The sequence below is a fragment of the Mesorhizobium sp. M0904 genome, from assembly GCF_040319475.1.
Taxonomy (GTDB): Bacteria; Pseudomonadota; Alphaproteobacteria; order Rhizobiales; family Rhizobiaceae; genus Mesorhizobium.
In genome coordinates, this window is record NZ_JAMYOC010000042.1 from 1 (window position 1) to 22,886 (window position 22,886).

Below are 22,886 nucleotides of genomic sequence, written 5' to 3' on the forward strand. Positions count from 1 at the left end.
ATCACCCGTTGCCCAACCCGCGCCATACGGCGTAAAACCCGCCGAGGCTCTAACTGCAGCCGGATGAAAATTCAGTGGCAGGTCAGCGCCCGAGCAAGTCCGGCGACTTGCTAAAATAGCGGGCGAACAGCGACACCTGTTGCAGATACGACAGCTGGGTGTTGAGCGCGAAGTTGCGCACCTCCATGTCCTCGCTCATGCGCTGGCGAAGTTGGGTCATGACAAGCTCCTTTGTCGGATGGAATGGGCTGCAAGCAGCCACTCCATGCTGGCAGTCGGAGCTTGTTGTGGACACATGACCAGAGCGACAGACGACGCGATCAACACCACGCCGCAGGCACACACCCTCCTTGCCGCTCCGCAATCGCGGAGCGGGTTAGTCCAATAGCCATTATGTTAAATCAATGAGTGGTTAGCTGCATCGTGTATCAGACTCGAGAGCCAATGTAGGGGCAGCATCCTAAGACGCACCGTGCCTCTTCGCCCAATCGTCGCGGCTTAGTCTAAAAAGGACTTGCGCCTTCTGGCCGCTGGCGGTCGACTTTAGCGGGTGCTCGAAGTTATCTCTGGCATCATGGGACATGCCGAGTCGTCTCATGACCTGGAGCGAGTTGGCATTGGCTACCGAAGCAGTAGCCACAATCTTGACAAGCCCTAGACGCTCGAAGCCGTCAGCGATGACCGCTTCTGCAGCCTCTGTCGCTAACCCCTTACCCCAAAACTCAGGTTTGAGAATCCAAGAAATTTCGACTGCCGGTGTAAAATGGGCCTGGTAGGAGACAGTAGAAAGGCCGCAATAACCTACGAAGGCGCCAGTTCCCTTTTCCTCAAGTATCCATACGCCATAGCCGTGCTGTCTGTGATGTTCAACCTGGTCATGAACCCAAGCCTCCACCTGGTTTCGATCAGTCAGCCGTGTAAGATGTTGCATGACGTTCGTGTCGGCATGCATCTGACTAGCCAACTCAACGTCATCGTATGACCACCTCCGGAAATCAAGCCGCGGCGTTTGCAAACACATAGGATAACCCCTTAGCAAGGTTGATCGGCTTAAGGTCCCTTAGCCCTTGTTACGGCTGTGACCGGGGCAAGTTAATAGCATTCGGGACCACTATCGGCTGTAGTTTCTCGAAGGCCCGACTAGCCTGAAGAACAAGGCTATCGGCATACTTTGGACCCACAATTTGGAGAGCTATGGGAAGGCCCTGATCCGAGAAGCCGCAAGGCATCGCAGCAGCAGGCTGATGCGTCAGATTGAATGGAAAACAAAACGCAATCCAATCCCACATGGACTTGAGATGGGATGGGTAAAGAGGTCCAGCCTCAAAAGCCGTGACCGCAAGTTGGGGAGTGATCAATAAGTCAAACTTCTGGTGAAACTCACTCATAGTGCGAGCTAGTCTCTCACGGGTTTGCCAAGCTGCGAACAACTGGGCTGCCGTCACGCCCCGACCCTTGTCAGCAATCTCACGCAGACCTGGATCGCACATCTCCAAGTCGACTTCGGAGATGCCAACGAGGCTGCACGCTAAAGAGGCTTCATAGAATGTCAAAAAGCATGCCAAAGGGTCATCAATCGGTGGAGATATTTCTTCCACCACAGCTCCCAGTTGCTCGAACCGTTTGACAGCTTGCGCAACAGTGGAAGCGACCTCGGCGTCCACATGTGCATACCCTAACGTTTCGCTATAAGCGATACGAAGACCTTCAACGCCTCTATCGAGTCTGTCTACGTACGATCGCGAATCGTGGTCTACGGCTAGCCAGTCTCTAGCGTCAGGCCTCGAAATCACATCCAGCATCAAAGCTGCATCCGAGACGGTGCGGGTGATGGGACCATAATGGCCAAGCTGCGCCATCGAGCCCAAGCCCTGCGGATACATCGGCACACGACCAAAAGTCGGTTTCAGGCCATACACCCCGCAGAGGGCTGCGGGGATTCTAACTGAGCCACCTGCGTCACTTCCTTGGTGAAGGGCTCCCATCCCGGCCGCAGCTGCAATCGCGGCACCGCCGCTCGACCCTCCACACGTTAAATTGGGATCCCACGGATTTCGACTGGTCCCCGACAATGGGCTATCTGTTACGGATTTCCATCCAAACTCCGGCGTCGTGGTCTTACCGAATAGAACGCCACCACTCTCTTTCAAACGGCCAACGACAGGCGCGTCTTCATTCCAAGGCCCATCCGCCTTTACCGTTAACGAGCCCCTGCGGGTCGGCCAACCTTGGGTAAGCGATTGATCTTTGACCGTTACTGGCACCCCATCAATTGCGCCGACAGGATTGCCTGAGAGCCATCGCGCCTCGGAAGCCCGGGCAGCGGCACGCCCTCTATCGGGATCCATAAGAACCAATGCGTTTAGAACAGGGTCCACACTGGTCACTCGGGCTACTACTGCTTCAAAAACGTCGACGGGCGAGAATTCCCGAGTCGCATAGCCGCGAAGCAAGTCTGTTGCGCTATAATCTGCAAGATCAGTCATTTGAAGAACCCCAGAGCGTTTTTGCCGCGGCAAGGATGCGACACGGTGTTCGATCACGGAATTACCGCGAGGATCTCGATCTCGATGCTAACCCCGCCCACGAGACTGGCAACGCCGATCAGGGCGGACGCTGGAGGTGTCTGAGTAGAAAGAAAGCCACTTCGCACCTTCCGGAGGGTGGATACCCGATCCTCGTTGAGGCCAACAACGTAGTAAGTGAGCCGGGCAATGTGCTCGAATCCTAGGTCCGCTGCAGCAAGGGTCCGTTGAATTTCTACAAAAACAGCGTTGACCTCTTCTTCGAATGATGAGGTGACGATGTTCCCCTGATCATCGACGGGGATAAGCACTGAGATAAAGATGCCACTTCCTTTAATTATCATTCCGTCGGACATAAGAGTCGAAGCCTGGCGTGTGTTTACTGGCGTTAGATGTGAAAAGCCTTCGGTCATCGAAATCTCCTGAAAATGCAAGCAGTTGCCGTGAGTGTGGAGGGCCTTGGTCTTGGATCAGTCTTGGATCCCGCCAAGGAACGCGACGAGGTTTCGGCCGAGTTCGACGCTCGGATATCCACCTTCTTGGATGAGAGCCACGGGTCCCCGGAACTCGTTTATTGCTGTCGCGGCCTGTGCGAAGCCCTCGGTGGTAACGTCCAAGACGCTCAACGGGTCGCCTCGATAGGCATCAAGGCCAAGGGCGACGACGAGAACGTCGGGGGCGAAAGTTTGAATACGAGACAGGCCTTTGCCTATAGCCGCCACGAAGGCGCGATCGTCACTGCCGTGAGGCAAAGGAAGATTGAGATTATGCCCCTCCCCCTCCCCGATACCGGTTTCATTGCTATAACCGGAGAAGAACATGGGAAACCGATCAGGATCGGCGTGCACAGAGACCGTAAGAACGTCAGACCGCTCATAGAAGATCTGCTGGGTGCCGTTTCCATGGTGAATGTCGATGTCGAGCACGGCAACGCGTTCGGCGCCAGACAAGCGGAGTGACTCGGCGAGTACAGCCACATTGTTCAAATAGCAAAATCCCGACGCCATTTCGGTAAAGGCGTGATGGCCGGGTGGGCGGCAAAGGCCGTAGGCGCTTCGCGCACCGCCCTCGATCAGCGCGCCCACGTTCAGAGCGATATCCACGCTACCGCGGGCTGCGCGCCAGGTCCCAGCACTAATCGGACATGACGTATCACCTTGGTGAAAGCCTGCGCGAGCCAAGATGTGACTGGCATAATGAGAAGCGAAGCGGTTGGGATGAGTATTAGGGACGATTTCAGGTCCAGCGTTCGGAAGGACGGACCATTCGGCAATGCCGTTCTCGAGGAAGTCCAGATATCTTGCGGAATGAACTAGTCCAATGGCAGCTGAAGCCATCGGCTTCGCTTCCACACCCATGTGTCCGGCATCGATCGCAGCAGATAGCAGCGCGTAGGCGCGCTCCGGACGTTCTGGACTTTCCACCAACCGACCACGCTGGATGAACGTCTGCGGGTTATGAAGCTGGTGGAGATCTGAATGAACGATTTTCATGCTCTCTCACACAGTTGCGCCGAGCACCCAAGGCGCGAACTCGTTAGCGCCGAAATCGAAGCTTTCGCTTTTTGATGGGGTTCCTGAAGCCACGTCGAGCATGAGATCGAAGATGCGCTGTCCGCATTCTTCAACGCTTTCGGCCCCTGTGATGACCTCGCCGCAGTTGACGTCCATGTCGTCCTGCATGCGAGTATACATAGGTGTATTAGACGCGAGCTTGATCGTCGGCGAGGGCTTGCACCCGAAAACACTGCCCCTGCCCGTCGTGAAGCAGATTAGGTTTGCACCTCCAGCCACTTGGCCGGTGGCAGAAACCGGATCATATCCCGGAGTATCCATAAACACGAAGCCGGGACCCCTCACAGGCTCGGCATACCCCACGACTTCGACGAGGTTGGTAGTTCCCGCCTTTGCCATTGCCCCTAAAGACTTTTCAACGATTGTGCTTATCCCCCCCGCCATGTTTCCGGGCGAACGATTGTCGTTCATCACGGCTCCTTCGCGTTGGAAATAACTCTCCCACCACGCCATATGCTTTAAGAGACGTTCACCCACCTCTCGTGATACAGCGCGGCGTGTCAGCAGATGCTCGGCTCCGAAGGTCTCAGGCGTTTCCGACAGGATAACGGTACCGCCGTGTCGCACGAGGATATCGCTTGCCGCCCCGAGGGCCGGGTTTGCTGTCACCCCTGAAAGACCATCAGATCCTCCGCATTGGAGGCCGACCACCAGCTCACTCGCCGGAATTGGTTCGCGCGTGACGCGATTAGACTCTTCAAGAACCTCGCGGACGAATGAGACTGCCGCCTCAACAGTCCTGCGCGCCCCGCCCATTGTCTGGATATCCATGCTGCGGACGCGACCAGCCAGCCCCTGTTCCTCAAGGAGACCACCTACCTGATTGACTTCGCATCCTAGGCCAAGGACTACAACATGGCTGAAATTTACATGGCGGGCGTACCCCCCCATTGTCCGTCGCAGAAGCCGAAGAGGCTCGCCGCCTGTCATCCCACAGCCGGACTTGTGCGTCAGAGCTACGACACCGTCGACATTCGGGTAAGCTAATAGGGGATCGTCCCCCTTGAACGGGTTCTTTCGAAAGACATCGGCGACGAGCTCAGCCACGTGGCTGCTACAGTTCACAGTGCTCAATATGCCCACGTAGTTACGAGTGGCGGCACGGCCATCCGGCCGTCGAATTCCCATAAACGTGGCGGGCGTATCTACGTATTGGGTTGGCTTGACAGCCGAGCTGAACGCATAGTCTTTCTCAAACTCGCCCATAGCCATGTTTTGAAGGTGAACGTGACTGCCTGGCTGGATGTCACTCGTGGCAAACCCGATAACTTGCCCATAGCGCAGGACAGGCTCACCTTTTTGTATCAGACGTCGCGCAACCTTGTGCCCTGCGGGCACCGCGTTTAAGGTCACAAGCCCCCTCCCCAAGTCCGTGCCGTGAGGCAAGGCTCTCCGAGCAATCAATACGTTATCGGCGGAGTTCAAGGTCAGAGTGGCTGCCACACCGAGCAAATTGGTTTCAAGCTGCATCGTTTTCTCCCAACTACCGCAGAGGGCCATCTTGGCACCGGCCGCCTCGGCGAATTCTCAGGCTTAAGCGCCCAGCGCACATCCAGTTATTGTCTCGCAGACAGACGTTCGAACGACTGGGCACCCATAGAGGCAACTACAACTTGCCGCTGAGTACCAAGCCCCGTCGCACCCAACTCGACGACGTCTCCCTCCTTGAGAAACTGAGGAGGCTTTAAGCCAAGCCCGACGCCATGTGGTGTGCCGGTGGTGATGACGTCGCCGGGCTCCAAGGCCATGAATTGGGAGATGTATGAAATCAAATGAGCAAACGGGAATATCATCTTCGCGGTCGTGCCGGACTGCCGCGAGACACCGTTGACTGTAAGCCAAATGTCCAGGTCTTGAGGATCCGCCAACTCATCAGGGGTTACGAGCCACGGACCTAAAGGGCCAAACCCAGGGCGAGACTTTCCTTTCATCCACTGTCCACCACGGTGGATCTGATCGCGCCGCTCAGAAACATCGTGACAAAGCAGGTAACCGGCGACGATGGAGAGAGCGTTGGATTCTGCGACTTGAAAGCCATGCTCGCCAATTACAACGGCGATTTCAGCTTCCCAGTCGAGCATGTCTGAACCCGCCGGCATTGGAATGTTGTCCGTCGGGCCCGAAATTGAGGACGGCGCTTTCGAGAAGACAACAGGCTCTTGGGGTATAGGCGTTCCAGTTTCCGTCGCATGGTCAACATAGTTGAGGCCGACCGCGATAAAGTGACGAACGTCTGAAACCGGAGGCCCCAGACGAACATCTGCAGGAATTACAGGCAGCAGCGTGACATCTAGGGCACACAGGTGATCCATAGTTCGTCGCGTGAGCGTCCCCCGACCGATGTCATCGATAACGCTGCTAAGATCCCGAATGGTACCTTCCGCGTCTAGTATGCCAGGCCTTTCGGCGCCAGCCGCACCGTGTCGCAACAGTTTCATGGCAACCTCTCAGCCCGCGGCCGTTTCAGTCTTCAGTCGTGTGTATTCTAACTGGTAGCGACCTATTCTCGGTCGGCTGACATAGGGATGTTGCAAGATGGACTGTATTGGGGACCAAAGGGCCTCGACGTTGCACCCCTCCAGGACAATGAACCAAGCCGGCGGCGCATCGTAGTCACTCTCCTTGCGGGTTTCGGCCGTTTTGGCCTGCGTTGCATCACCATCAGACTTACAGAGATGGGCGCCGGTTAAGAGAGGGGCTTTCGTCAGACCTTTCAGAACTTGCGTGAGCTCGTGAACCGCCTCCTTGGGTGCCTCAGAGGGGAGTTCGAATCGCACCGTCGCAACAGCACCGCCTGGTCCCGCACCGCCGGAATAGAGCACCCGGGCCAGACCGCGCGAGGTATTGAGGAAGTGAGACGTGGCTCGACGCGTCCAGGACGTCGGCGCATTTAGACGTTTTGCATATTCGGGGCCAATGAGGACGTCGAAGCTGTCAACTTCGTATAAAGTGAAAAATTCCGGATGGGTGTTCGCGTCAGCTGCCCTGTATCTGCGACCACGCAAGAACCCGGGTATGTCCGTGCGTTCGGGCATGTGCTCATGAATGTGCCATTGATAGAAATCGAGTCTTCCTTCGTTGGCGATACCGTTCCAGATACCCACCACCCCATTGCCGCTAAGCATGATTCACTCCTGCTGTGCCCCCTGTTCCAAATGTTACGGAGACAGGTTCAAAACCTTCGAATTCTGCGGAGACTACGTCGCCGGGTTTTGCTGTGATCAAGCCGGTAAAACTCCCGGTCGTGACGACAGTACCAGGCTGAATTTCGATCTTCCGATTGCCCAGATCACTGACAAACCTGACAAGCAGCCCAACAAGATCACTGTCAGGGTGGCCGCCGGTGGCGCGATGCATCACAGTGCCGTTGAGACGCAGGCTTACATCCAGTGACGCGAAAGAGGTCGACGCCCAGTTTGCTTTTAATGGACCGCAAACAAGTGCGCCGTTCGCTAAAAGGTCTGCGATCATGGCGTTGCGTGAGGAGGGGAGAGGCCCGCCCCAACGGCTGGTTACGACCTCGATCGCTGCACAAGCGCCGTCTAATGCGTCGATGACACCGGCTCTCGTAACACTACTTCCTCCTATGGGGGCGCGGGCGAACCGAAACGCGATCTCGCATTCGATGCCTCCCCTACCGTATAGATTGGCACCGAGGACGCACGGGCTGGAGAAGAGTCGGCTGGCCACGATCGGCGCTGACACCAAGTCTCCGTCAGGAAGCGCTGCAGCTTTCCAAGCGGCAACCGGAGCCGCCAGGCCCAGTATGACACGCTGCTGGATTTCCAGCGCGGCAGGTCGACTCACATCTTGCAATACGGCTTCGTCGACGACCAAAGGATCCCCTCCGCCATGGGCGGCCAGAAGCCCTTCTGCGAGATAATGAATGTGATCGCTTGCTCTGTGTGACATGATATACTAATTGGAATGGTGTTCTATATAACGCTTAGGCGGTCTTATCGCCGGGGTCAACAGGGAAGTGGAAAACCACATCGTCCACTTTACGCCCAACCCCCGATTCAGTCGCCGCAATGGAGATGAAAGCCGTGGCTCGGACAGGCGCTACATTTGACGTGATCGTAGTTGGCGGCGGAGGATCAGGCCTCTTCGCTGCAGTGGAAGCGGCAGAATTGGGTCGTCGTGTTCTAGTTCTGGAAAAAAACCCTCGTCCCGGAGGTATGACCAGTTGGGCGATTGGCTCACTTTCCTCTAGTGGATCCCCCATGCAGAGGGCTGTGGGAATTGACGATGCTCCCGACGATCACTTCGAGGACATGGCACTTTTCCATGGCGCACTCTTGTCCAGGGACAATCCTGAACTGAGGCGTGCGTTTGTCGACAACGTCCCGCAGACGCTCAAAAAGCTTCTCGACATGGGCGTTGTTTTCTTCGGGCCAATGCCTGAGCCGCCACACCGCGTCCCCAGGATGCACAACGTGCTGCCCAACTCCCGGTCTTACGGGCACGCGCTTTACCGCAGAGCACGCCACTTAGGAGTCACGGTGCTCCTCAATCACCGTGCCGTAAGGCTTGTCCGAGAGAAGGGGCGCATAACCGGCGTCATCGCGGAACACGCTGGTGTCGAATGGCAATTTTTTGCAACAGGGGGAGTGGTGCTCGCCGGCGGCGATTTCAGTGCAAATCGAGAAATGAAGCAAACTTATGCGGGAGAAACGGTGGCACACGCGGATGCTCTCGTAACGACGAGTACGGGCGATGCCATTCGTTTGGGTTTAGAGGCCGGAGGGGAGATTGTTAACGGCGACCTCGTGAGCGGTCCGCAGCTTCGCTTTGTTCCGCCTCGGAACAATTTGATGACAAAACTTCCGCCAAACCGGTTCCTAGCACTTGTGATGAAGTGGTCCATGAAGCAATTGCCTCAGGCTCTGGTCCGCCCTTTTATCATGATGTTTCTCACCACTGTGTTGGAGCCGCAGAGAAAGCTGTATGAGAGCGGTGCGATCCTGGTAAATCGGGCCGGCGAGCGCTTCACAGATGAGTGCGACAAGCCTCAACTCAGCGTGCCTTTGCAGCAGGGTCGAGAGGCCTTTATCCTATTAGATGGGGATCTTGCGCAAAGATTCAGCAAATGGCCGTTCTACATTTCGACCGCGCCGGGTGTGGCATATGCATATTTGCCAGACTACAGGCGAAACCGGAAGGACATTTATTATCAAGCGAATTCCATACAAGGGCTGGCGAAGAGGATTGGTGTTCCAGGTCCTGCCCTTGAACAAACCGTGGCTACCTATAATCAAAATCCCCGAGAAGGCGCTTTAGGGCTCGTCCGCGCCCCTTTCATCGCTTTGGGGCCTGTTCGGAGCTGGGTGCTCACGGAAGGGGGCTTGCGAATTAACGCATTGATGCAGGTCCTAAGCCCGGACGGCACTGTAATTCCTGGGCTATTTGCAGCCGGTGCTACCGGCCAAGGCGGGATCATCCTTGAGGGACATGGACATCATCTAGGCTGGGCTTTTACCTCAGGGCGTCTTGCAGGGAGGGGGGCAGCGACAATCCTTTAACATTGACCTTAAGGTCTCAACAGAATATCATTCTTACTGGAACGGGAGATCTCTTTTGCGCGTCGTCAATTCACTCGTTGAGCGTTGCTTTGCCGTGGTCGAACTCCTCGCTACGGATGCGGCCGCCATGCGGCTTGGCGAGGTCGCGGAGAGACTCGACATTCAGAAAAGTGCTGCGCACCGAATGCTAACGGTGTTGTGCGAGATCGGATGGGTTGAACAAGACGCCGCCACAGGATTCTATAAGCTTACCTTGCGGTTAGCCATCCTTGGCCAGCGCTTTCTCAGCGCGACGCGGTTGACAGACGTTTGTCAGCCGGTACTCGAGGAGCTAGCCGCCAAAAGCTCCGACCTTGTACGCATGGCAGTCGTTCAGGGTGAAACACTTACCTGGATTACTCAGATACAAGGGGCGCATCACGGCCTCAAATATCAACCAGAACTCGTTGCTACGGTGCGCCTTGTCTCAACAGCCAATGGTAAGGCGTACCTATCCAGTCTAGAGGATAAGGAGGCCCTCCGCATTGGCCTCAATACCCCTGATGGCAAGGCATACGCCGGCGGCGTGGACGCGTTGATGAAGGAATTGAGGGCTACGAGAGAGCGCGGATGGGCAATTTCAGTCGAGGAGGCTGAGTCGGGTGTCGTCGCGATCGCCGCGCCGATTGCCTTGACGGAAGGTCACGTTGTCGGCACAGTCAGTGTAGCTGGGCCGAGTTCTCGCCTGACGTCGGAACGGTACGATAGCATCGCCTCTGCGGTACAGTCGGCCGCGCGCCAGCTGGGAGAACTCTGGCCGTTACGCTCGCAGCCAGGGGCCCCGCACTAAGCTTCCGCGAACGTGTGGCGCGGGTGTTAGTATTTGCCTTTGACGAGCGGCGAGCCCGGATAGTTACAAACCTACCGATGCTCGCCTTCAAATCAGACCGATTTCAATCAAGCAGTCTTTATAAGATCGGCGGCCTTCTCTCCGATGGCGATCGCGGTTGCATTCATGCCCCCCGACACCGGTGAAGGCGCAACGGAGTTATCCGCGATCCTAAGACCCGACACGCCTCGTACCCGTAGCTCCAAATCAGTAACCGACTCATCTCCGGCGCCCATTTGACAGGTGCCGGAGTAGTGAGCCGCTGAAGCCCCCACCCGCCGCGCATAGTCGAATAAGTCCTCGTCAGACTGGACTTGACGGCCCGGTACAGTCTCCTCAACGCTCCACCGACGCAGCGCGTCCATGGAATAGAGTTCGCGAGCTGTGCGCAGACCCGACAAAAGTCGGGGCCAATCTCTTGGATCACTCAAGTAACGAGGATGGATTAAGGGTTTATCCTGCATGTCACCTGATGGCGCTAAGATGGTGCCATGACTGTCCGGGCAAATCAGGAATACCCCGATGGTCATACCTCCAGCCTTTTCCAATTTCCCTGGAGCAGCAGGAGAAAAGCTCACGGGCGCGAACATAAGTTGCAAATCTGGAAATTTAGCATCGGGCGAGCTCTTGCAATAGAGTGCTGCCATACTGGCCCCAAGCGTGAGCAGTCCCCGATTCTGGAATACATATTTGAGTGTTTCGACAGCAATGCGGCCGAAGGTGTTAGTCTCATTAATAGTCTGAACGCCTTTGACCCGATGAGACATTCTAACCATGTACTGGTCGCGGAGATTGCGCCCAACTTGGGGTGACGATTGGACTACCTGCACGCCGATCGCTGACAGCTGTTCCGGATCTCCGATGCCGCTCACCTGCAACAATTGGGGGGAACGGATTGCACCGCTTGAGACGATGACCTCTCTATTAACCTTCACCCGGGTCCGCTGACCCGATCTGGTGAACTCGACACCTTCGACCTTACGTCCGTTGAAAATGATACGAGTGCATACCGCGCTGGTTTCGACCCTTACGGAGGAACTTTTTTTCATCGCCGGCCTGAGATAGGCCGACGAGGTATTGTCTCTGAACCGACCCCGGCGGTTTTGCTGAAAAAGGCTTGCGCCTTCACGTTTGGGGGAATTCATGTCCGAAACCCGGTTGAAACCTGCCTCGACGGCGGCTTCAACGAAATCACCGGCGAGTGGATGAACGGTCCGAAATGGTACTACCGAGACGGGACCAGTCCCGCCACGATGCTGCGACTCGCTTCCGGAGAAGGTCTCTGCTCGTCGAAAATAGGGTAGAAGATCGGAAAATCCCCAGCCACGGCATCCAAGGTCTTTCGACCACCTGTCATATTCGGCAGCTTGCCCCCTGGCAAACAGCATCCCGTTAATCGAACTGCTGCCACCAAGCCCGCGCCCAGCAAAAAGCCCAATTTTCCTAGATTTCGTCAATTCCTCAGGTTGCGTTTCATACATCCAGTTGAAAGTTGGGTTCTTCAGAAGATAGAAGTAACCTGCCGGGATGTGAATGTGAGGATGCCAATCGCGCGACCCTGCTTCCAGTACAAGCACCTTTGTGTTCTTATTCTCTGCTAACCGAGCAGCCACAACGCAGCCCGCCGAACCCGCGCCGACCACGCAGAAATCTGTCTCGAAAGCCCAGTCGTTCATTCCTAATCCCCGATAGCGCTGATAAGTGAAAGTGCCTCCAGCGCAGCTAGATGACTCGCGGTGGCCACAAGGGCTTCGACTAAAATTTGTAGATACCCAGATTTTGGAACGTCTCGTGAATCTCTTCTGCGTACCTGTCAAATTCGGGGTATCGCCCGAGATAAGCAGGACGAGGGCGAGGCAAATCCACCTTGATCTCCTTAACAACTTGCCCAGGACTGTTCGACATGACGAGAATGCGATCCGATAGACCTATAGCCTCTTCAATCGAATGCGTGATGAACAGGACGCTTTTGCGGGTCTCCATCCATAACGTCTCGAGGTCGTGCCTTATCTGCGTGCGTGAGATTGCGTCTAGAGCACCGAAAGGCTCATCCATCAGCAAGACAGACGGGTCATGGACCAACGCGCGAGCGATAGAAACGCGCTGCTGCATTCCACCAGATAGTTGCCGCGGGTAGCGGGACCCCGCTCCGGAGAGCCCAAGCTTTGCGAACAGCTCGTTCGCACGGTTTTGGGTTGCAGCGCGGTCGAGCTTCCGAATTTCCTGCTGCAGGAGGACATTGTCCATCGCATTTCGGAATTCAAGCAGTAAATGGTCTTGGAAAACAATTCCAACATCGGTCATAGGGCTTGTAAGCGGCTTTCCATTGACCTCGACGACCCCCTTTGTTGGCTTAAGCAAGCCCGCCATAATTAGCATGAGCGTGCTTTTGCCACATCCAGATGGCCCGAGAACGCTTACAAATTCGCCCTCACCGATTTCGACCCGAACAGGTCCAAGCGCGCGGACCTGCCCATAATGCTTCTCAATGTCAGACGCTACTATAGATCTGCGCGGTTCTGGTGTATTGGACAGACGAACGCTACTCGCCCCAGTTGAGGGTGCATACTGCGACCCAACCTCGCGTAAGCCAACTATCTTTGTCACAGACCTCTCCTCCAGGGCATCATCACCGTTTCCATCCCAAGCAAGATGCCTGTCAACAACATAGCCAACACTGCCGTCGCAAATACCGCCGCAAACATTAGCGCCATATCCATATAGCTTGAAGCGGAAAGTATCAGCACTTCTAGCCCTTCATTTGCTCCAATGAACTCGACGGTTATACAAGCCGATACCGCATAGACCATTCCGATCTTCATCCCAGAGAAAATATAGGGGAGTGCCGCAGGGAGGCGAATGAACCGAAAAGTCTGCCACGGACTGGCTCCCATTGATTTTGTGATGAAATGCAGGCGCGGGTTAATCGACGAAAAACCGGCGATGCTGTTCACCAGGATTGGAAAGAACGTCATGATGACCGTCAAGCCGATGCGGGGAGTGAACCCGAAGCCAAACCACACTATCAAAAGGGGCGCAGTGATCGTTTTGGGTATGATTTCAAAAAAAACGATCAGTGGAAACAGACTTCGTCTCAGTGGCGTGTATGATGAAATCGCCAATCCTAAGGGGATGGCAATCAGCGTGGCGAGAGCAAAACCAATTGCTACGACATACCCGGTGGCCGCAAAATTGTAAGCGAGCACACCCCGATCGGTGACGAACCTTCCCATGAAGTCGCCCGGCGCCGGGAGAAGGTATGTTGGAATGCCAAACCAATCACTGCTGAATTGCCAGGTCACGATAAATGCGACCAAAACCAGTGCCGGTGGCAGTATCCGACCAGCCCCATTTACAACGTGTATTTTAAGTGGGGTGGTGGATTCGGCGTAAACGTTTGCCATGAATTGTCCTGCATCTTGCTGTCAGCCACCATTTAAGGCTAGTGGCGGCGCAACCGCCGCCACCGCCCTATTAGCCATGATCACGGACAAGGAGGGACCTGAGCGGGAAGATAGTCCTCTGTGTGTATTGCCTCAATGCCCCCATCGCCCAGTGACCCGAAGGTCGCCGTGAGGACCTCTCCGGTAGTCTTCCACAAGGTAGCAGGCGGCTTGCCCAGACCTGTCGCGCCAGATACGCAGAAGTCGCTAATAACGTATTTCGTCAACTCCTCCAGAAGCGCGGCCTTTGTCGCTGAATCGGGGTACCTAGAGCGAAGCGCATCGACAGCGGCCTCGGGGTTCTTGATAGCCGCGGCGTACCCCTTCAAAGTTGCCTCAATGAACTTTTTGTAGAGTTCAGGATTTTTCTTAAGCTTGTCGTCACGGGCAATAACGCTTAAGCCCACGATGGGTGCGCCGTTATCTCTATAAAACAATATTTTGGTCTTAATGCCTTTTTCCCCAAGAGGAATCATCACGTCGCCTGGAGTAGCCGAAACCCCATCAACCTTTTTTTCAGCGAGCAAACCAAGATACCCCGAAGCGTCGGCTGAAAGAATATTGATCTTTGACTTGTCAACACCATTGGCGCGCAACATGGTCTCGAAGAGTGCGACATCTGCAGAGCCTGCAGGAATGGCTATAGATTTTCCCTCCAGGTCCTTTGGTTTCAGGATGGGTGAATCCTCAAGAGAAATGATCCCCCACTCCGGCGCTTGGTAAATAGGCGCAATGATTTTGATCGGCGCGCCTTTCGCTGCAATCGCAATGGCAGAAGAACCACTCGCCAGCCCGACATCGGTGCTGCCAGCTGCCACGAGCTGCGACGTCGTCCCAGAGCCTTTTCCGGGCTCGATCTCAAGGTCGATCCCGGCCTCCTTATAAAAGCCCAGGGCATCCGCATACTGAATGCCGATATCCGAGTTACCTGGCGTCCAATTTATAGTCAGCTTAAGCTTTTCTGCGCCCACTGCCGGCGAGATCGCAAGCGCCGCCACTAAGAACCCGGCTTCGGCTGCACGTAAACAATACTTTATGTACTTTTGCATGTCGTTCTCCTCTTTGATATCTTGGGCAATATAGGATGCTTCCTCTAGCCTTTATACTTCTGCATTACTTTTGTTTCCAAAAGCAGACTTAGCGAGTTAAGTACAACGCCGATGATCGCGGTTATGAGCACGACCGCGACGATTTGCTGGGTGTCTCTGTTCCGAGCGCCAATCAGCGCCGCGAATCCAAGCCCGTTATTTGACGCGAGGAACTCACTGACAACCGCAGTGGTAGTGGCAATCGCGAGGGCGATGCGGAAGGCACTCATGAGATAGGGAAGCATCGCAGGCCAATCGATGTACCGAAATGTCTGCAGGGTGCTTGCACCCATCGTCCGCGTGACGAAATAAAGACGATCCGGAGTGCTTCTTATGCCCGCAACAGCATTCACTAAGACCGGAAAAAAGACGCTGAAGCCCACAAGGATCGAAGGCGCAACAAGCCCATATCCAAACCAGATGATCAGAATTGGCACTAACGTTATCAGCGGCATGGCCTGCAGAAAGACGACGAAGGGGTACAGCGCTCTTTCCAGCCACCGAACTTTTGCTAGCGCAAACCCAGTGGGAACGGCTGCGGCCACGCCGCACCCAAATCCTACGGCGATGACCGTCAGGGTTGATGCTGCATGAGCCAAAAAATAGCTGAACTTATATCCGACGAGACCGAGCACCTGCTCCGGACTTGGGAGAATGTAGTCCGGGATATTTAGTAATCTCACGGCCGCTGACCAGATCGCAACAAGGACCAGGAGCCAGAACGACGTGATCACCCAATCCGGCAGCGTGCCAGTAAACCTGTAAAACCTCGTCATCGCCTCACCGATCCCAACCCAGCGCATCAACATGACGAAGATGCTTCGCTACTTGGAACACTAAATCAGATAGAACGCCATTCCACTAACCACAACTTGGTTCCTCGGTCAATCCGGATTCTTTTTTGCGGGTTACAAATTGTTCCGTTCGCGTGCGTGTATCGGGGGTTAAGCCCTGCACTGTCGACGCGGACCAGTGACTACGAGACCAAGGAAATACGGTTTCAGGGCGGCTGGTCCCGTTTTCCGCTTATTCGTGTCGAGAACCAGGTAACGGGTTTCCACCGCGCGGATGCACATGTCTGGCGCGTCTGAGCCAGACAGAAGTAGCCACGCACATGCCGCAGCGATCAATCCGCGGTCATATATGACATAATGTCCTTTACGTCATATTCGATACGCCTTTTGCTGGCGTCGGCAGGCAGAGTCAGTTTCATGCCTGTAAAACGGCGGTTGTCGGGGCACCGTCACGCCTGCGGCTGGCTTTCAAACAAGCACTTTACATCTCCAAGAGCCGTGATCGGAAATCGGCGACGAAGCTTGTTTCGATCCGCGAGGTCGATCTTGGAATCCTTTGCTCGATTGATCGAGCTTGAATGCGCAACGTACACCTATACGAAAAGGTTTTTCAGGTTCGAGAAAGCAAGAGCCTCAGGCCGGCATAGCCGAAACTGACCGCCAAGACTCCCTCAATTCCCCGCCGCGCTCGCCGATACATCCTGACCATGGGTTGCGTGGAAAACACGACTGCATATCCGCAAAAAATCGTCACGCTCAGTACCGCGCATCCTGCGAGAATGAGGATTACGTCCGTCGCCGAGGCATCCGGGCCGAGCCCAAGTGTCACCAACGCTATCCAGGCCAGAATCGACTTGGGATTGCTTAGATGCATCAGCAGACCACGCCTATAAAGTGCCAAGCCAGATACAGGCCGGTTGGCCATAGCCGTAGCACTCTCGGGCTTCTCGGATGTCAAAGCACCCCTCGCCGCCTTGAACGCTAGAAACAGCAGATAGCACCCACCTAGAATTTTCAGAACGACGAGAGCCTGTGAATAGCTGGCCAGAAGGGCGGAAACACCGGTGGCAGCCATGACGCCCCAGAAAACCGACCCGGTGACAACGCCGGCGGACAGAGCGAGGGCAGCCTGGCGGCCTTGATGCATCGCCGTTCCCATGATCCGCATGGTGCTCGGGCCTGGGCTTCCGGCTGCGATAACGTAGGCGGCATAGACGAGTAAGAGATGGCTGAGGTTATGGCCCATCACAGTTCCTTCAGTAGGGGAGGGCTACCATCCGGACTAGCTTTACACATGGAGGGTTGCGCCCAGGGCCTGCATCAGGTCGTCAATGATGTCCTGAGGGTGCTCGAGCCCCACGGACATTCGAAGCAACCCGCCCGGCGCTTTGGACTTTGCACCCTCGACGGATGCGCGATGCTCGATCAGAGAGTGCGTCCCGCCGAGGCTTGTCGCCCGCACGACAAGCTTGAGGCGGCCGGCCACCGTCATCGCGGCATCGCTTCCACCTTCGATGATAAAGGAAAGCATCGCTCCATAACCGCTCATTTGCCGCGTAGCCAGATCGTGTCCCGGATCATCTTGCAGGCCTGGAAAGAGCACTTTCTCGACGCGGGGATCGGACGCCAGGGCCTCCGCAACCTTCTCGGCGCCTTCGCAATGAGCGCGCATGCGGATCGGCAAGGTCTGCAGCCCTCGCAGTGCCAACCAACAGTCGAAGGGTGCCGCGACGCTGCCCTTGTGTTTCTGGACCATTCGTAGCGGGCGAGCGAGGGGTGACGCGTGCGAGACAACAACGACGCCCGCCATCAAATCCGAATGGCCACCAATGTACTTTGTTGCCGAGTGCATGACCGCATCCGCGCCAAGCTCAAGCGGCCGCTGAAGCATGGGCGTGGCCCACGTGTTGTCCACCACCGCCAAGGCACCTGCGTCGTGCGCGATTTTGCAGATGGCCGGAATGTCGACAACGCGGATCATCGGGTTTGACGGCGTCTCGACCCATACGAGGCCAGTCGGCTTTGACGTGACTGCCGCGCGTACCTCATCGAGATCGCACATATCGACGGCGGCGAAGTCGAAGCGAGACCCGATATCGGTTTCGTCAATCAACGAGCGAATGCCAAAATACATATCGTCGGGAAGGACGATCCGTCCCGTCGACGGATGGCTCTCAAAGACTGCAGCGATTGCAGCCATGCCCGACGCAAAGGCTATTCCTTCGTGTCCTCCCTCGAGCGCGGCCATCGCCGACTCGAATGCATTGCGCGTCGGATTTGCATCACGAGTGTACTCGAACCCAAACGGAAACGAGCCGTCGGCACCGCGCTCGAAGGTCGTGCTGGTATGAAGCGGTAATGAAACCGCGCCGGTGGACGGATCGACAGCTCGACCGCTATGGATTGCCTTCGTTTCAAAGCGCACTGGCCAATTCCTTGTTTAAGGCGCGGTTGCAATTTCGCGCCGGTCATTATATTGACCGTAAGCGAAGCAAGAGCCCAAGTCAATATAATGACCGACACGCCGACACCTTCAGAGACTGAACAAGAGCTTGGCCGAGCGATTGCGATCCGGATCCAACATCTGAGACGCGACCAAAACCTGACACTTGATCGATTGGCCAAACTGACCGGCCTGTCGAAAGGGACGGTTGTCGCGCTAGAACAGGGTAAGGCAAACCCGAGTATCGGCATCCTTTGCCGCCTTGCCGCAGCGTTTTCGCTATCGGTTGCCGATCTGCTGAACGAGGCGCCCTCCACGGCCCCCGACCACCCGATCGAACGGAGCGTGTCCAGGACGCTTTGGACGAGCGCCAAAGGCAGCCGGGCACAGCTTCACACATCGACCTCGGGACGCACGATGTTCGAACTTTGGAGCTGGGTCCTCATACCGGGTGATGTGTTTGCCGCCGATGCGCACAGTCCCGATACGCGCGAACTGGTCTCGGTTACCCAAGGTTCGCTCAAGGTCACGGTGGGCAGCCACGAGATCATTCTAAATGCAGCCGAGAGTGCGCGCCTCGTTACAGATCAACCCCACTCGTATGCCGCGGCATCTGACGTGCCCGCCCACTTCTCGATGGCGGTTCTTGAGCGCGGCGGACAGCGGGTTCCGGCACCCTCGTCGCAGGCAGCGAGGTCGCCCCTGGCTGTCTCGCAAAACCTCGCAGACCACTGACAACTGTCCTTCACGAAAGGAGATCCACCGTTGTACGTTCCGCCCCATTTCGCCGTACCCGATCAGAACGCCCTCTTTGATCTTATCGAAAAACACCCCTTTGGTATCCTGATCACCCACAGCAACGGCTCCCTCGACGCGAACCATATCCCCTTCGAGCTCGACCGCTCAAAGGGCGACAAGGGCGTCCTCCATTGCCATGTCGCCCGTAAAAACCCGGTCTGGACGGAGGTTGCCAATGGCGATGAGGTCCTGGTCGTCTTCCGTGCGGCCGACGCCTACATCTCGCCGAACTGGTATCCCAGCAAACACGAATTCCATAAGCAAGTGCCGACCTGGAACTATCTCGTTGCCCACGCCCATGGTCGCATCACCGTCCGGGACGATGAGCGCTATGTGCGCCGCAACGTCGCGAAGCTCACTCACATGCACGAGGCCAACCAGCCGGCCCCGTGGAAGATGGGCGACGCGCCGAAGGATTTCATTGACACAATGGCCAAAGCGATCGTGGCCTTGGAGATCGATATCACCAGCCTGGTTGGAAAATTCAAACTCAGTCAGAACAAAGAGCTGCGCGACATCCAGAACGCCGGGGAGACGCTGACTGCTCAAGGCGCTGTTGAGGTGGGAGAAGCGATGCTCGCGGCTGCGGCGGCCAAATCCCAATAGCAACTATCTTGTCCCGACAAAGCACAGGTGCTGGATTCTCAACGGGTGACCTAGAGCCGGAAACGGGACCAGGATCTGACACCCGCGATGCGGCAGGTAGCAGATTTCGATATCATGCCCGCAAACCGAGGCACGAACGAGCCTCGGCGACATTGTCCCTGCACTCTCCCGCACCTTAACGGCCGGCAAGCGATCTTTGCTCAGCGCTCGTAATCGTTATCATTTGAGCGCTGGGTCTTGCGGTCCTGTTCTTCAGCCTGCTGAGCCTTCTGCTTGTTGGCGTCCTTCTGCTTGGCTCTCACCTTCTCCTGCTCGGTGCCTGTGCGCGGCTCAACCGGCTCGCGGGGATCGTCCCGAGTTGGAAGGTCTCGCCCTCGCGCCTCGCGCTCGGGGATCGGCTCGCCACCGCCACCACCACGACGCTGCTGCTGCCGCTCGAATTGCAGCCGCGCGAGACGGTCGTGCATCTTGTCGTTGACCTCTTCACGATACTGTTCGAACTGTCCTTGATGCGCCGGCGGCAGCGTCTCGCGCATGTTGTCGAGAGCCTGATTGACGCGGGCCATCTGACGCCGCATTTCCAAGGGGGTTTGCGCCATGTTGAAATCTCCTATCAGTGCATTCAATTCTCTCATACCGGGATGGGACAGAAAAGACTTCTGCCCCGATTGATCAGCTCCGCGATCCGCGGCAGGACCTAGTTGCCCCTCCCCTGTCCGATCGCGACGGAACCGCAGAAAATTGTTGCCGATCGACTCCGCTGCAGCGAGAGCCTGACCGACTACGCCCGCGGTCCGCATCGTCGTCACAGTCTTTTGCCATGCGGCAGCAATTGCATCGCCGTTAACGACAAGGGATTGCGTATCCAAACGGCGTTGCCGCTTGGCCTCCACTCGCTCGATCGTCCTGGCGCTGACCTGGTAGCGCGGATCGCTCTGGGCGCGGCTATAGGCTCCGGCATGCTCCTTCGTGAATGGCCGCGTCATCGCATGGTCCATGCGCCGCGTCGCCACCATCGCAATGCCGTTCTCGCGTGCTTTTTCCGCAAAGGCCTCGCGCCAGGCTGCGAGATCCGGCTTGTAGAATTTTAGGCGCTCGCCATCGGCTGACCGTGCCTGCACCATCGCGTGGACATGGACGTGCTTGGTGTCCTTGTGATGCGCCAGGACGAACTTGTATCCTGGCGCACGCTCCTCGAGCACGGCGCGCGCCGCAGCCATGACGGCGTTGGCATCGGTGCCGGCCCTTGCCGAGAAAAGCAGGTGAAAGGCATTGCGGCGTTCACGCCCCGAAAACTGCGGGCGCCATTGCTCGTAGACCGAAGCCGCCGCCTTGGTCGAATTCTTCACCCCGGGCACAGGCTCGCCATTTGCGTGGCGGACTTGGCTGTGGGTGCGGATGAACTTCTGCAGGAAATATTTCGCTTTGGGTTCACGGCTCACGGCCGCCCTCACCTCTGCCTTGGGTACAACCCCTGCCGCGCCCATGGCCTCAGACAAACGCGCCTCGATCTTGTCGAGCGCCTTGCTGCGCGAATTCTCCCGACCGCCGGCCAGGACTCTCGCAAGCGGTCCCGCCCGCTCATCGGTGTGCGCGTAAACCTCCACCGCCAAACCATCCCGTGCATAGATGAACGGTTTTGCACCGAAGGCCTTGTTCAACGCCTCGCTCAAGGCGGCATCGCTGACCTCGCCGGCGAGCTCGAAACGAACCTCCAGGAAATTGGTATTTTCCAAGGGCGGTTCGAACGTCTCGCAAAACGTTTCCAGGAACGCCTTTCTTGCGGCACCTGTCGCAAGGACCTGCCCATCCTCGTCGAAAATCTCGATGTCGTGTTTCTCGCCGTTTTCGTCCTCGCGCTTCCCGACGTAATTGAGCAGCCGAGCGGCGGCTTCCCTGGTCGATGGCGGGTTGGGCATGACCTTGAACACAGCAGGCTGCGCGCCCGCCGCATAGCCTGCCCGTGCCGCCACGGCGCGCGCCTGATAGCCCGCCCGCGCCGCTCGTCCTGTACCGCTAGGGCGACCAGCACCACGGCCACCGCCGCCGCCGCGCCGCTTCCAGTCTTCCTCCTCCTCTTCCGGCCGGAAACCGGCGAGCGTGGCGCCATAGACCATGATCGGCGCGGCGGCGGCGGTGGGCGAGCTGGCAGCCGCGGCGGACTTCGGCGCCCTGCTGGAGACGGAGCTTCCGGCCACTCCTCTCCCTCCCGGCGAAGAACGAGCGGCGTTTCTGCCGCCACCTGCCGTCGAGCCGGCTTGTCCTTGCCCGAAGCGTCCGCCGCCACCGGTCCGCTCATGACTCTTCATCGCCTGGAATTCGCCGGCCTCGCGTCGGGCGCCCGTCACGGACTTATCGTCGTCCAGGTCCTCACGCCTCCCGTCGGACTCGCCTCGAAGATAGCGTTCGATTTCGGCCGCGTAGCCAGCAAGACGACCGCTCATGGCCTCGCCTCCCTCGCCTTGCGGGACCCTCCAGTCATCGCCTTCAGTTCCTCGCGGAACTGCCGCACGAGGTCGCCAACGGCGATCACCGCCTGCTCAAGATCCTCATCATGAGCAACTCGGCCGTCATTGATGGCGCGCACGGCCTGATTGAAATTGATGCCGACGCGCCGCAGCTGATCGGTCATGTCCACGATCGCCGGCCGCAACGCCTCTGACGCGATAGGCAGATGTCCTACCTCTGCCCGCACGAGACGCCGGACGACCTCGCTGACGGTAACGTCGGCCCGCTCCGCAACGGCTTTGAGGTTGGCCAGCTCGTCAGCCGAAAACCGGATGTGGGTCACCTCGCCGTAGCGCCGTGACGCGTTCTTTACCGCTGCTTTCTGGACGTCTGCATCCATCTCTCAAGCCCGCTTGCGGGCGCTAAGGCCCGCCAGGGCCGCGCCGCCTATTTTGTGTGTATCACAAAATAGGCTATCCTGCCAATAGGACAGAGAGGAATGAAAATTACGGGCGCGCGTTTTCTCCCAGCCAGTTGTCAGCGGCAGCGGGGCGGGCGAAATGTGCCCATCGTGATTTGATACCATGTGTCTATGATGCGATGAGAACTTGTTTCCATGTTAACATGGAAACATCAGCCCTCTGATGCGTAGTCGGAAAAGCGTAGTCGGAAATGCGCAGTCGGTGGGTCACCGGACCCCTTCTTTCCTGAAGATAGCAGCTGCGCAAAAACTGCACCTTTAGCGAGCCCTTATCTATGCGCGCCTGGGTTGCCAAA

The 22,886-nt window shown here is 57.0% G+C and carries 22 protein-coding genes and 1 pseudogene; 4 read left to right on the plus strand and 19 right to left on the minus strand.

Annotation, left to right across the window (positions count from 1 at the left end; genetic code table 11):
• Window positions 1–85: 85 nt before the first annotated feature.
• The 9 genes and pseudogenes from NKH80_RS29150 to NKH80_RS29190 all read right to left on the minus strand — a co-directional run.
• Window positions 86–220: pseudogene (locus tag NKH80_RS29150) on the minus strand (integrase); the annotation flags it as partial.
• A gap of 240 nt (window positions 221–460) precedes the next feature.
• Entirely contained in the window at window positions 461–1,021 is a 561-nt protein-coding gene (locus NKH80_RS29155) for a GNAT family N-acetyltransferase (protein ID WP_352995357.1), read from the minus strand.
• A 49-nt stretch (window positions 1,022–1,070) separates the two neighbouring features.
• Window positions 1,071–2,486, minus strand: a complete 1,416-nt coding sequence (locus NKH80_RS29160; protein WP_352995360.1) for an amidase — start codon at window positions 2,484–2,486, stop codon at window positions 1,071–1,073.
• Between the two features lie 53 nt (window positions 2,487–2,539).
• A complete protein-coding gene (locus tag NKH80_RS29165) occupies window positions 2,540–2,938 on the minus strand; it encodes a RidA family protein (protein WP_069091196.1) in 399 nt (132 codons plus the stop codon).
• Between the two features lie 57 nt (window positions 2,939–2,995).
• Window positions 2,996–4,018 carry a histone deacetylase family protein gene (locus NKH80_RS29170; RefSeq protein WP_352995365.1) on the minus strand — a complete coding sequence of 341 codons (1,023 nt, stop codon included), beginning with the start codon at window positions 4,016–4,018 and terminating at the stop codon, window positions 2,996–2,998.
• A gap of 6 nt (window positions 4,019–4,024) precedes the next feature.
• Entirely contained in the window at window positions 4,025–5,569 is a 1,545-nt protein-coding gene (locus tag NKH80_RS29175) for a UxaA family hydrolase (protein ID WP_352995368.1), read from the minus strand.
• 86 nt (window positions 5,570–5,655) lie between these two features.
• The gene (locus NKH80_RS29180; RefSeq protein WP_352995371.1) at window positions 5,656–6,537 is read right to left on the minus strand and encodes a fumarylacetoacetate hydrolase family protein; all 882 of its coding nucleotides are present in this window, start codon (window positions 6,535–6,537) and stop codon (window positions 5,656–5,658) included.
• Window positions 6,538–6,546: 9 nt separating this feature from the next.
• Window positions 6,547–7,224 (minus strand): hypothetical protein, encoded by a 678-nt coding sequence (locus NKH80_RS29185; RefSeq protein WP_352995374.1) that lies wholly within the window; start codon window positions 7,222–7,224, stop codon window positions 6,547–6,549.
• Window positions 7,217–7,936, minus strand: a complete 720-nt coding sequence (locus NKH80_RS29190) for a fumarylacetoacetate hydrolase family protein (protein WP_352995377.1) — start codon at window positions 7,934–7,936, stop codon at window positions 7,217–7,219. Before NKH80_RS29190 ends, NKH80_RS29185 begins: the two co-directional genes overlap by 8 nt.
• A gap of 200 nt (window positions 7,937–8,136) precedes the next feature.
• On the opposite strand from NKH80_RS29190, the gene NKH80_RS29195 reads away from it, so the two are divergent.
• On the plus strand, window positions 8,137–9,621 hold the full coding sequence (locus tag NKH80_RS29195; RefSeq protein WP_352995418.1) for an FAD-dependent oxidoreductase: 1,485 nt from the start codon (window positions 8,137–8,139) through the stop codon (window positions 9,619–9,621).
• 55 nt (window positions 9,622–9,676) lie between these two features.
• Window positions 9,677–10,450: an IclR family transcriptional regulator gene (locus tag NKH80_RS29200; RefSeq protein ID WP_352995381.1), complete on the plus strand. Its 774-nt coding sequence runs from the start codon at window positions 9,677–9,679 to the stop codon at window positions 10,448–10,450.
• Between the two features lie 107 nt (window positions 10,451–10,557).
• Here NKH80_RS29200 and NKH80_RS29205 read toward each other — a convergent pair whose 3' ends face one another.
• The 7 genes from NKH80_RS29205 to NKH80_RS29235 form a co-directional block, all read right to left on the minus strand.
• A complete protein-coding gene (locus tag NKH80_RS29205; RefSeq protein ID WP_352995384.1) occupies window positions 10,558–12,165 on the minus strand; it encodes a GMC family oxidoreductase in 1,608 nt (535 codons plus the stop codon).
• Between the two features lie 79 nt (window positions 12,166–12,244).
• Entirely contained in the window at window positions 12,245–13,096 is an 852-nt protein-coding gene (locus NKH80_RS29210) for an ABC transporter ATP-binding protein (protein WP_352995387.1), read from the minus strand.
• Window positions 13,093–13,893, minus strand: coding sequence for an ABC transporter permease (locus NKH80_RS29215; protein ID WP_352995389.1), 801 nt, complete (start codon window positions 13,891–13,893; stop codon window positions 13,093–13,095). Before NKH80_RS29215 ends, NKH80_RS29210 begins: the two co-directional genes overlap by 4 nt.
• 80 nt (window positions 13,894–13,973) lie before the next feature.
• A complete protein-coding gene (locus NKH80_RS29220; RefSeq protein WP_352995392.1) occupies window positions 13,974–14,981 on the minus strand; it encodes an ABC transporter substrate-binding protein in 1,008 nt (335 codons plus the stop codon).
• A 44-nt stretch (window positions 14,982–15,025) separates the two neighbouring features.
• Window positions 15,026–15,829 carry an ABC transporter permease gene (locus NKH80_RS29225; RefSeq protein WP_352995395.1) on the minus strand — a complete coding sequence of 268 codons (804 nt, stop codon included), beginning with the start codon at window positions 15,827–15,829 and terminating at the stop codon, window positions 15,026–15,028.
• A 595-nt stretch (window positions 15,830–16,424) separates the two neighbouring features.
• The gene (locus tag NKH80_RS29230) at window positions 16,425–17,060 is read right to left on the minus strand and encodes a LysE family translocator (RefSeq protein ID WP_352995398.1); all 636 of its coding nucleotides are present in this window, start codon (window positions 17,058–17,060) and stop codon (window positions 16,425–16,427) included.
• 42 nt (window positions 17,061–17,102) lie between these two features.
• Entirely contained in the window at window positions 17,103–18,239 is a 1,137-nt protein-coding gene (locus NKH80_RS29235) for a trans-sulfuration enzyme family protein (RefSeq protein ID WP_352995401.1), read from the minus strand.
• An 87-nt stretch (window positions 18,240–18,326) separates the two neighbouring features.
• Here NKH80_RS29235 and NKH80_RS29240 point away from each other — a divergent pair, with 87 nt between their 5' ends.
• Both NKH80_RS29240 and NKH80_RS29245 read left to right on the plus strand, forming a co-directional pair.
• The gene (locus tag NKH80_RS29240) at window positions 18,327–18,992 is read left to right on the plus strand and encodes a helix-turn-helix domain-containing protein (protein ID WP_352995404.1); all 666 of its coding nucleotides are present in this window, start codon (window positions 18,327–18,329) and stop codon (window positions 18,990–18,992) included.
• A 30-nt stretch (window positions 18,993–19,022) separates the two neighbouring features.
• The gene (locus NKH80_RS29245) at window positions 19,023–19,661 is read left to right on the plus strand and encodes an FMN-binding negative transcriptional regulator (RefSeq protein ID WP_352995407.1); all 639 of its coding nucleotides are present in this window, start codon (window positions 19,023–19,025) and stop codon (window positions 19,659–19,661) included.
• Window positions 19,662–19,861: 200 nt separating this feature from the next.
• Here the strand turns inward: NKH80_RS29245 and NKH80_RS29250 are convergent, their stop codons facing one another.
• From NKH80_RS29250 to NKH80_RS29260, 3 genes are all read right to left on the minus strand, one after another.
• Complete coding sequence (locus NKH80_RS29250) at window positions 19,862–21,397, minus strand: relaxase/mobilization nuclease domain-containing protein (protein ID WP_352995410.1); 1,536 nt, start codon at window positions 21,395–21,397, stop codon at window positions 19,862–19,864.
• 704 nt (window positions 21,398–22,101) lie between these two features.
• Window positions 22,102–22,509 carry a hypothetical protein gene (locus tag NKH80_RS29255; RefSeq protein WP_352995413.1) on the minus strand — a complete coding sequence of 136 codons (408 nt, stop codon included), beginning with the start codon at window positions 22,507–22,509 and terminating at the stop codon, window positions 22,102–22,104.
• Window positions 22,510–22,699: 190 nt separating this feature from the next.
• Window positions 22,700–22,886, minus strand: a 187-nt coding sequence (locus NKH80_RS29260) for a hypothetical protein (protein WP_352995416.1), incomplete at its 5' end; no start/stop codon positions are given.

What these genes read in the sequence shown, in the direction of transcription:
- NKH80_RS29195 (WP_352995418.1), top strand. Translation starts at nt 8,137, where the DNA reads ATGAAAGCCGTGGCTCGGACAGGCGCTACATTTGACGTGATCGTAGTT.
- NKH80_RS29220 (WP_352995392.1), bottom strand. Translation starts at nt 14,981, where the DNA reads ATGCAAAAGTACATAAAGTATTGTTTACGTGCAGCCGAAGCCGGGTTC.
- NKH80_RS29175 (WP_352995368.1), bottom strand. Translation starts at nt 5,569, where the DNA reads ATGCAGCTTGAAACCAATTTGCTCGGTGTGGCAGCCACTCTGACCTTG.
- NKH80_RS29185 (WP_352995374.1), bottom strand. Translation starts at nt 7,224, where the DNA reads ATGCTTAGCGGCAATGGGGTGGTGGGTATCTGGAACGGTATCGCCAAC.
- NKH80_RS29230 (WP_352995398.1), bottom strand. Translation starts at nt 17,060, where the DNA reads ATGGGCCATAACCTCAGCCATCTCTTACTCGTCTATGCCGCCTACGTT.
- NKH80_RS29155 (WP_352995357.1), bottom strand. Translation starts at nt 1,021, where the DNA reads ATGTGTTTGCAAACGCCGCGGCTTGATTTCCGGAGGTGGTCATACGAT.
- NKH80_RS29255 (WP_352995413.1), bottom strand. Translation starts at nt 22,509, where the DNA reads ATGGATGCAGACGTCCAGAAAGCAGCGGTAAAGAACGCGTCACGGCGC.
- NKH80_RS29215 (WP_352995389.1), bottom strand. Translation starts at nt 13,893, where the DNA reads ATGGCAAACGTTTACGCCGAATCCACCACCCCACTTAAAATACACGTT.
- NKH80_RS29165 (WP_069091196.1), bottom strand. Translation starts at nt 2,938, where the DNA reads ATGACCGAAGGCTTTTCACATCTAACGCCAGTAAACACACGCCAGGCT.
- NKH80_RS29180 (WP_352995371.1), bottom strand. Translation starts at nt 6,537, where the DNA reads ATGAAACTGTTGCGACACGGTGCGGCTGGCGCCGAAAGGCCTGGCATA.
- NKH80_RS29160 (WP_352995360.1), bottom strand. Translation starts at nt 2,486, where the DNA reads ATGACTGATCTTGCAGATTATAGCGCAACAGACTTGCTTCGCGGCTAT.
- NKH80_RS29225 (WP_352995395.1), bottom strand. Translation starts at nt 15,829, where the DNA reads ATGTTGATGCGCTGGGTTGGGATCGGTGAGGCGATGACGAGGTTTTAC.
- NKH80_RS29205 (WP_352995384.1), bottom strand. Translation starts at nt 12,165, where the DNA reads ATGAACGACTGGGCTTTCGAGACAGATTTCTGCGTGGTCGGCGCGGGT.
- NKH80_RS29240 (WP_352995404.1), top strand. Translation starts at nt 18,327, where the DNA reads ATGACCGACACGCCGACACCTTCAGAGACTGAACAAGAGCTTGGCCGA.
- NKH80_RS29170 (WP_352995365.1), bottom strand. Translation starts at nt 4,018, where the DNA reads ATGAAAATCGTTCATTCAGATCTCCACCAGCTTCATAACCCGCAGACG.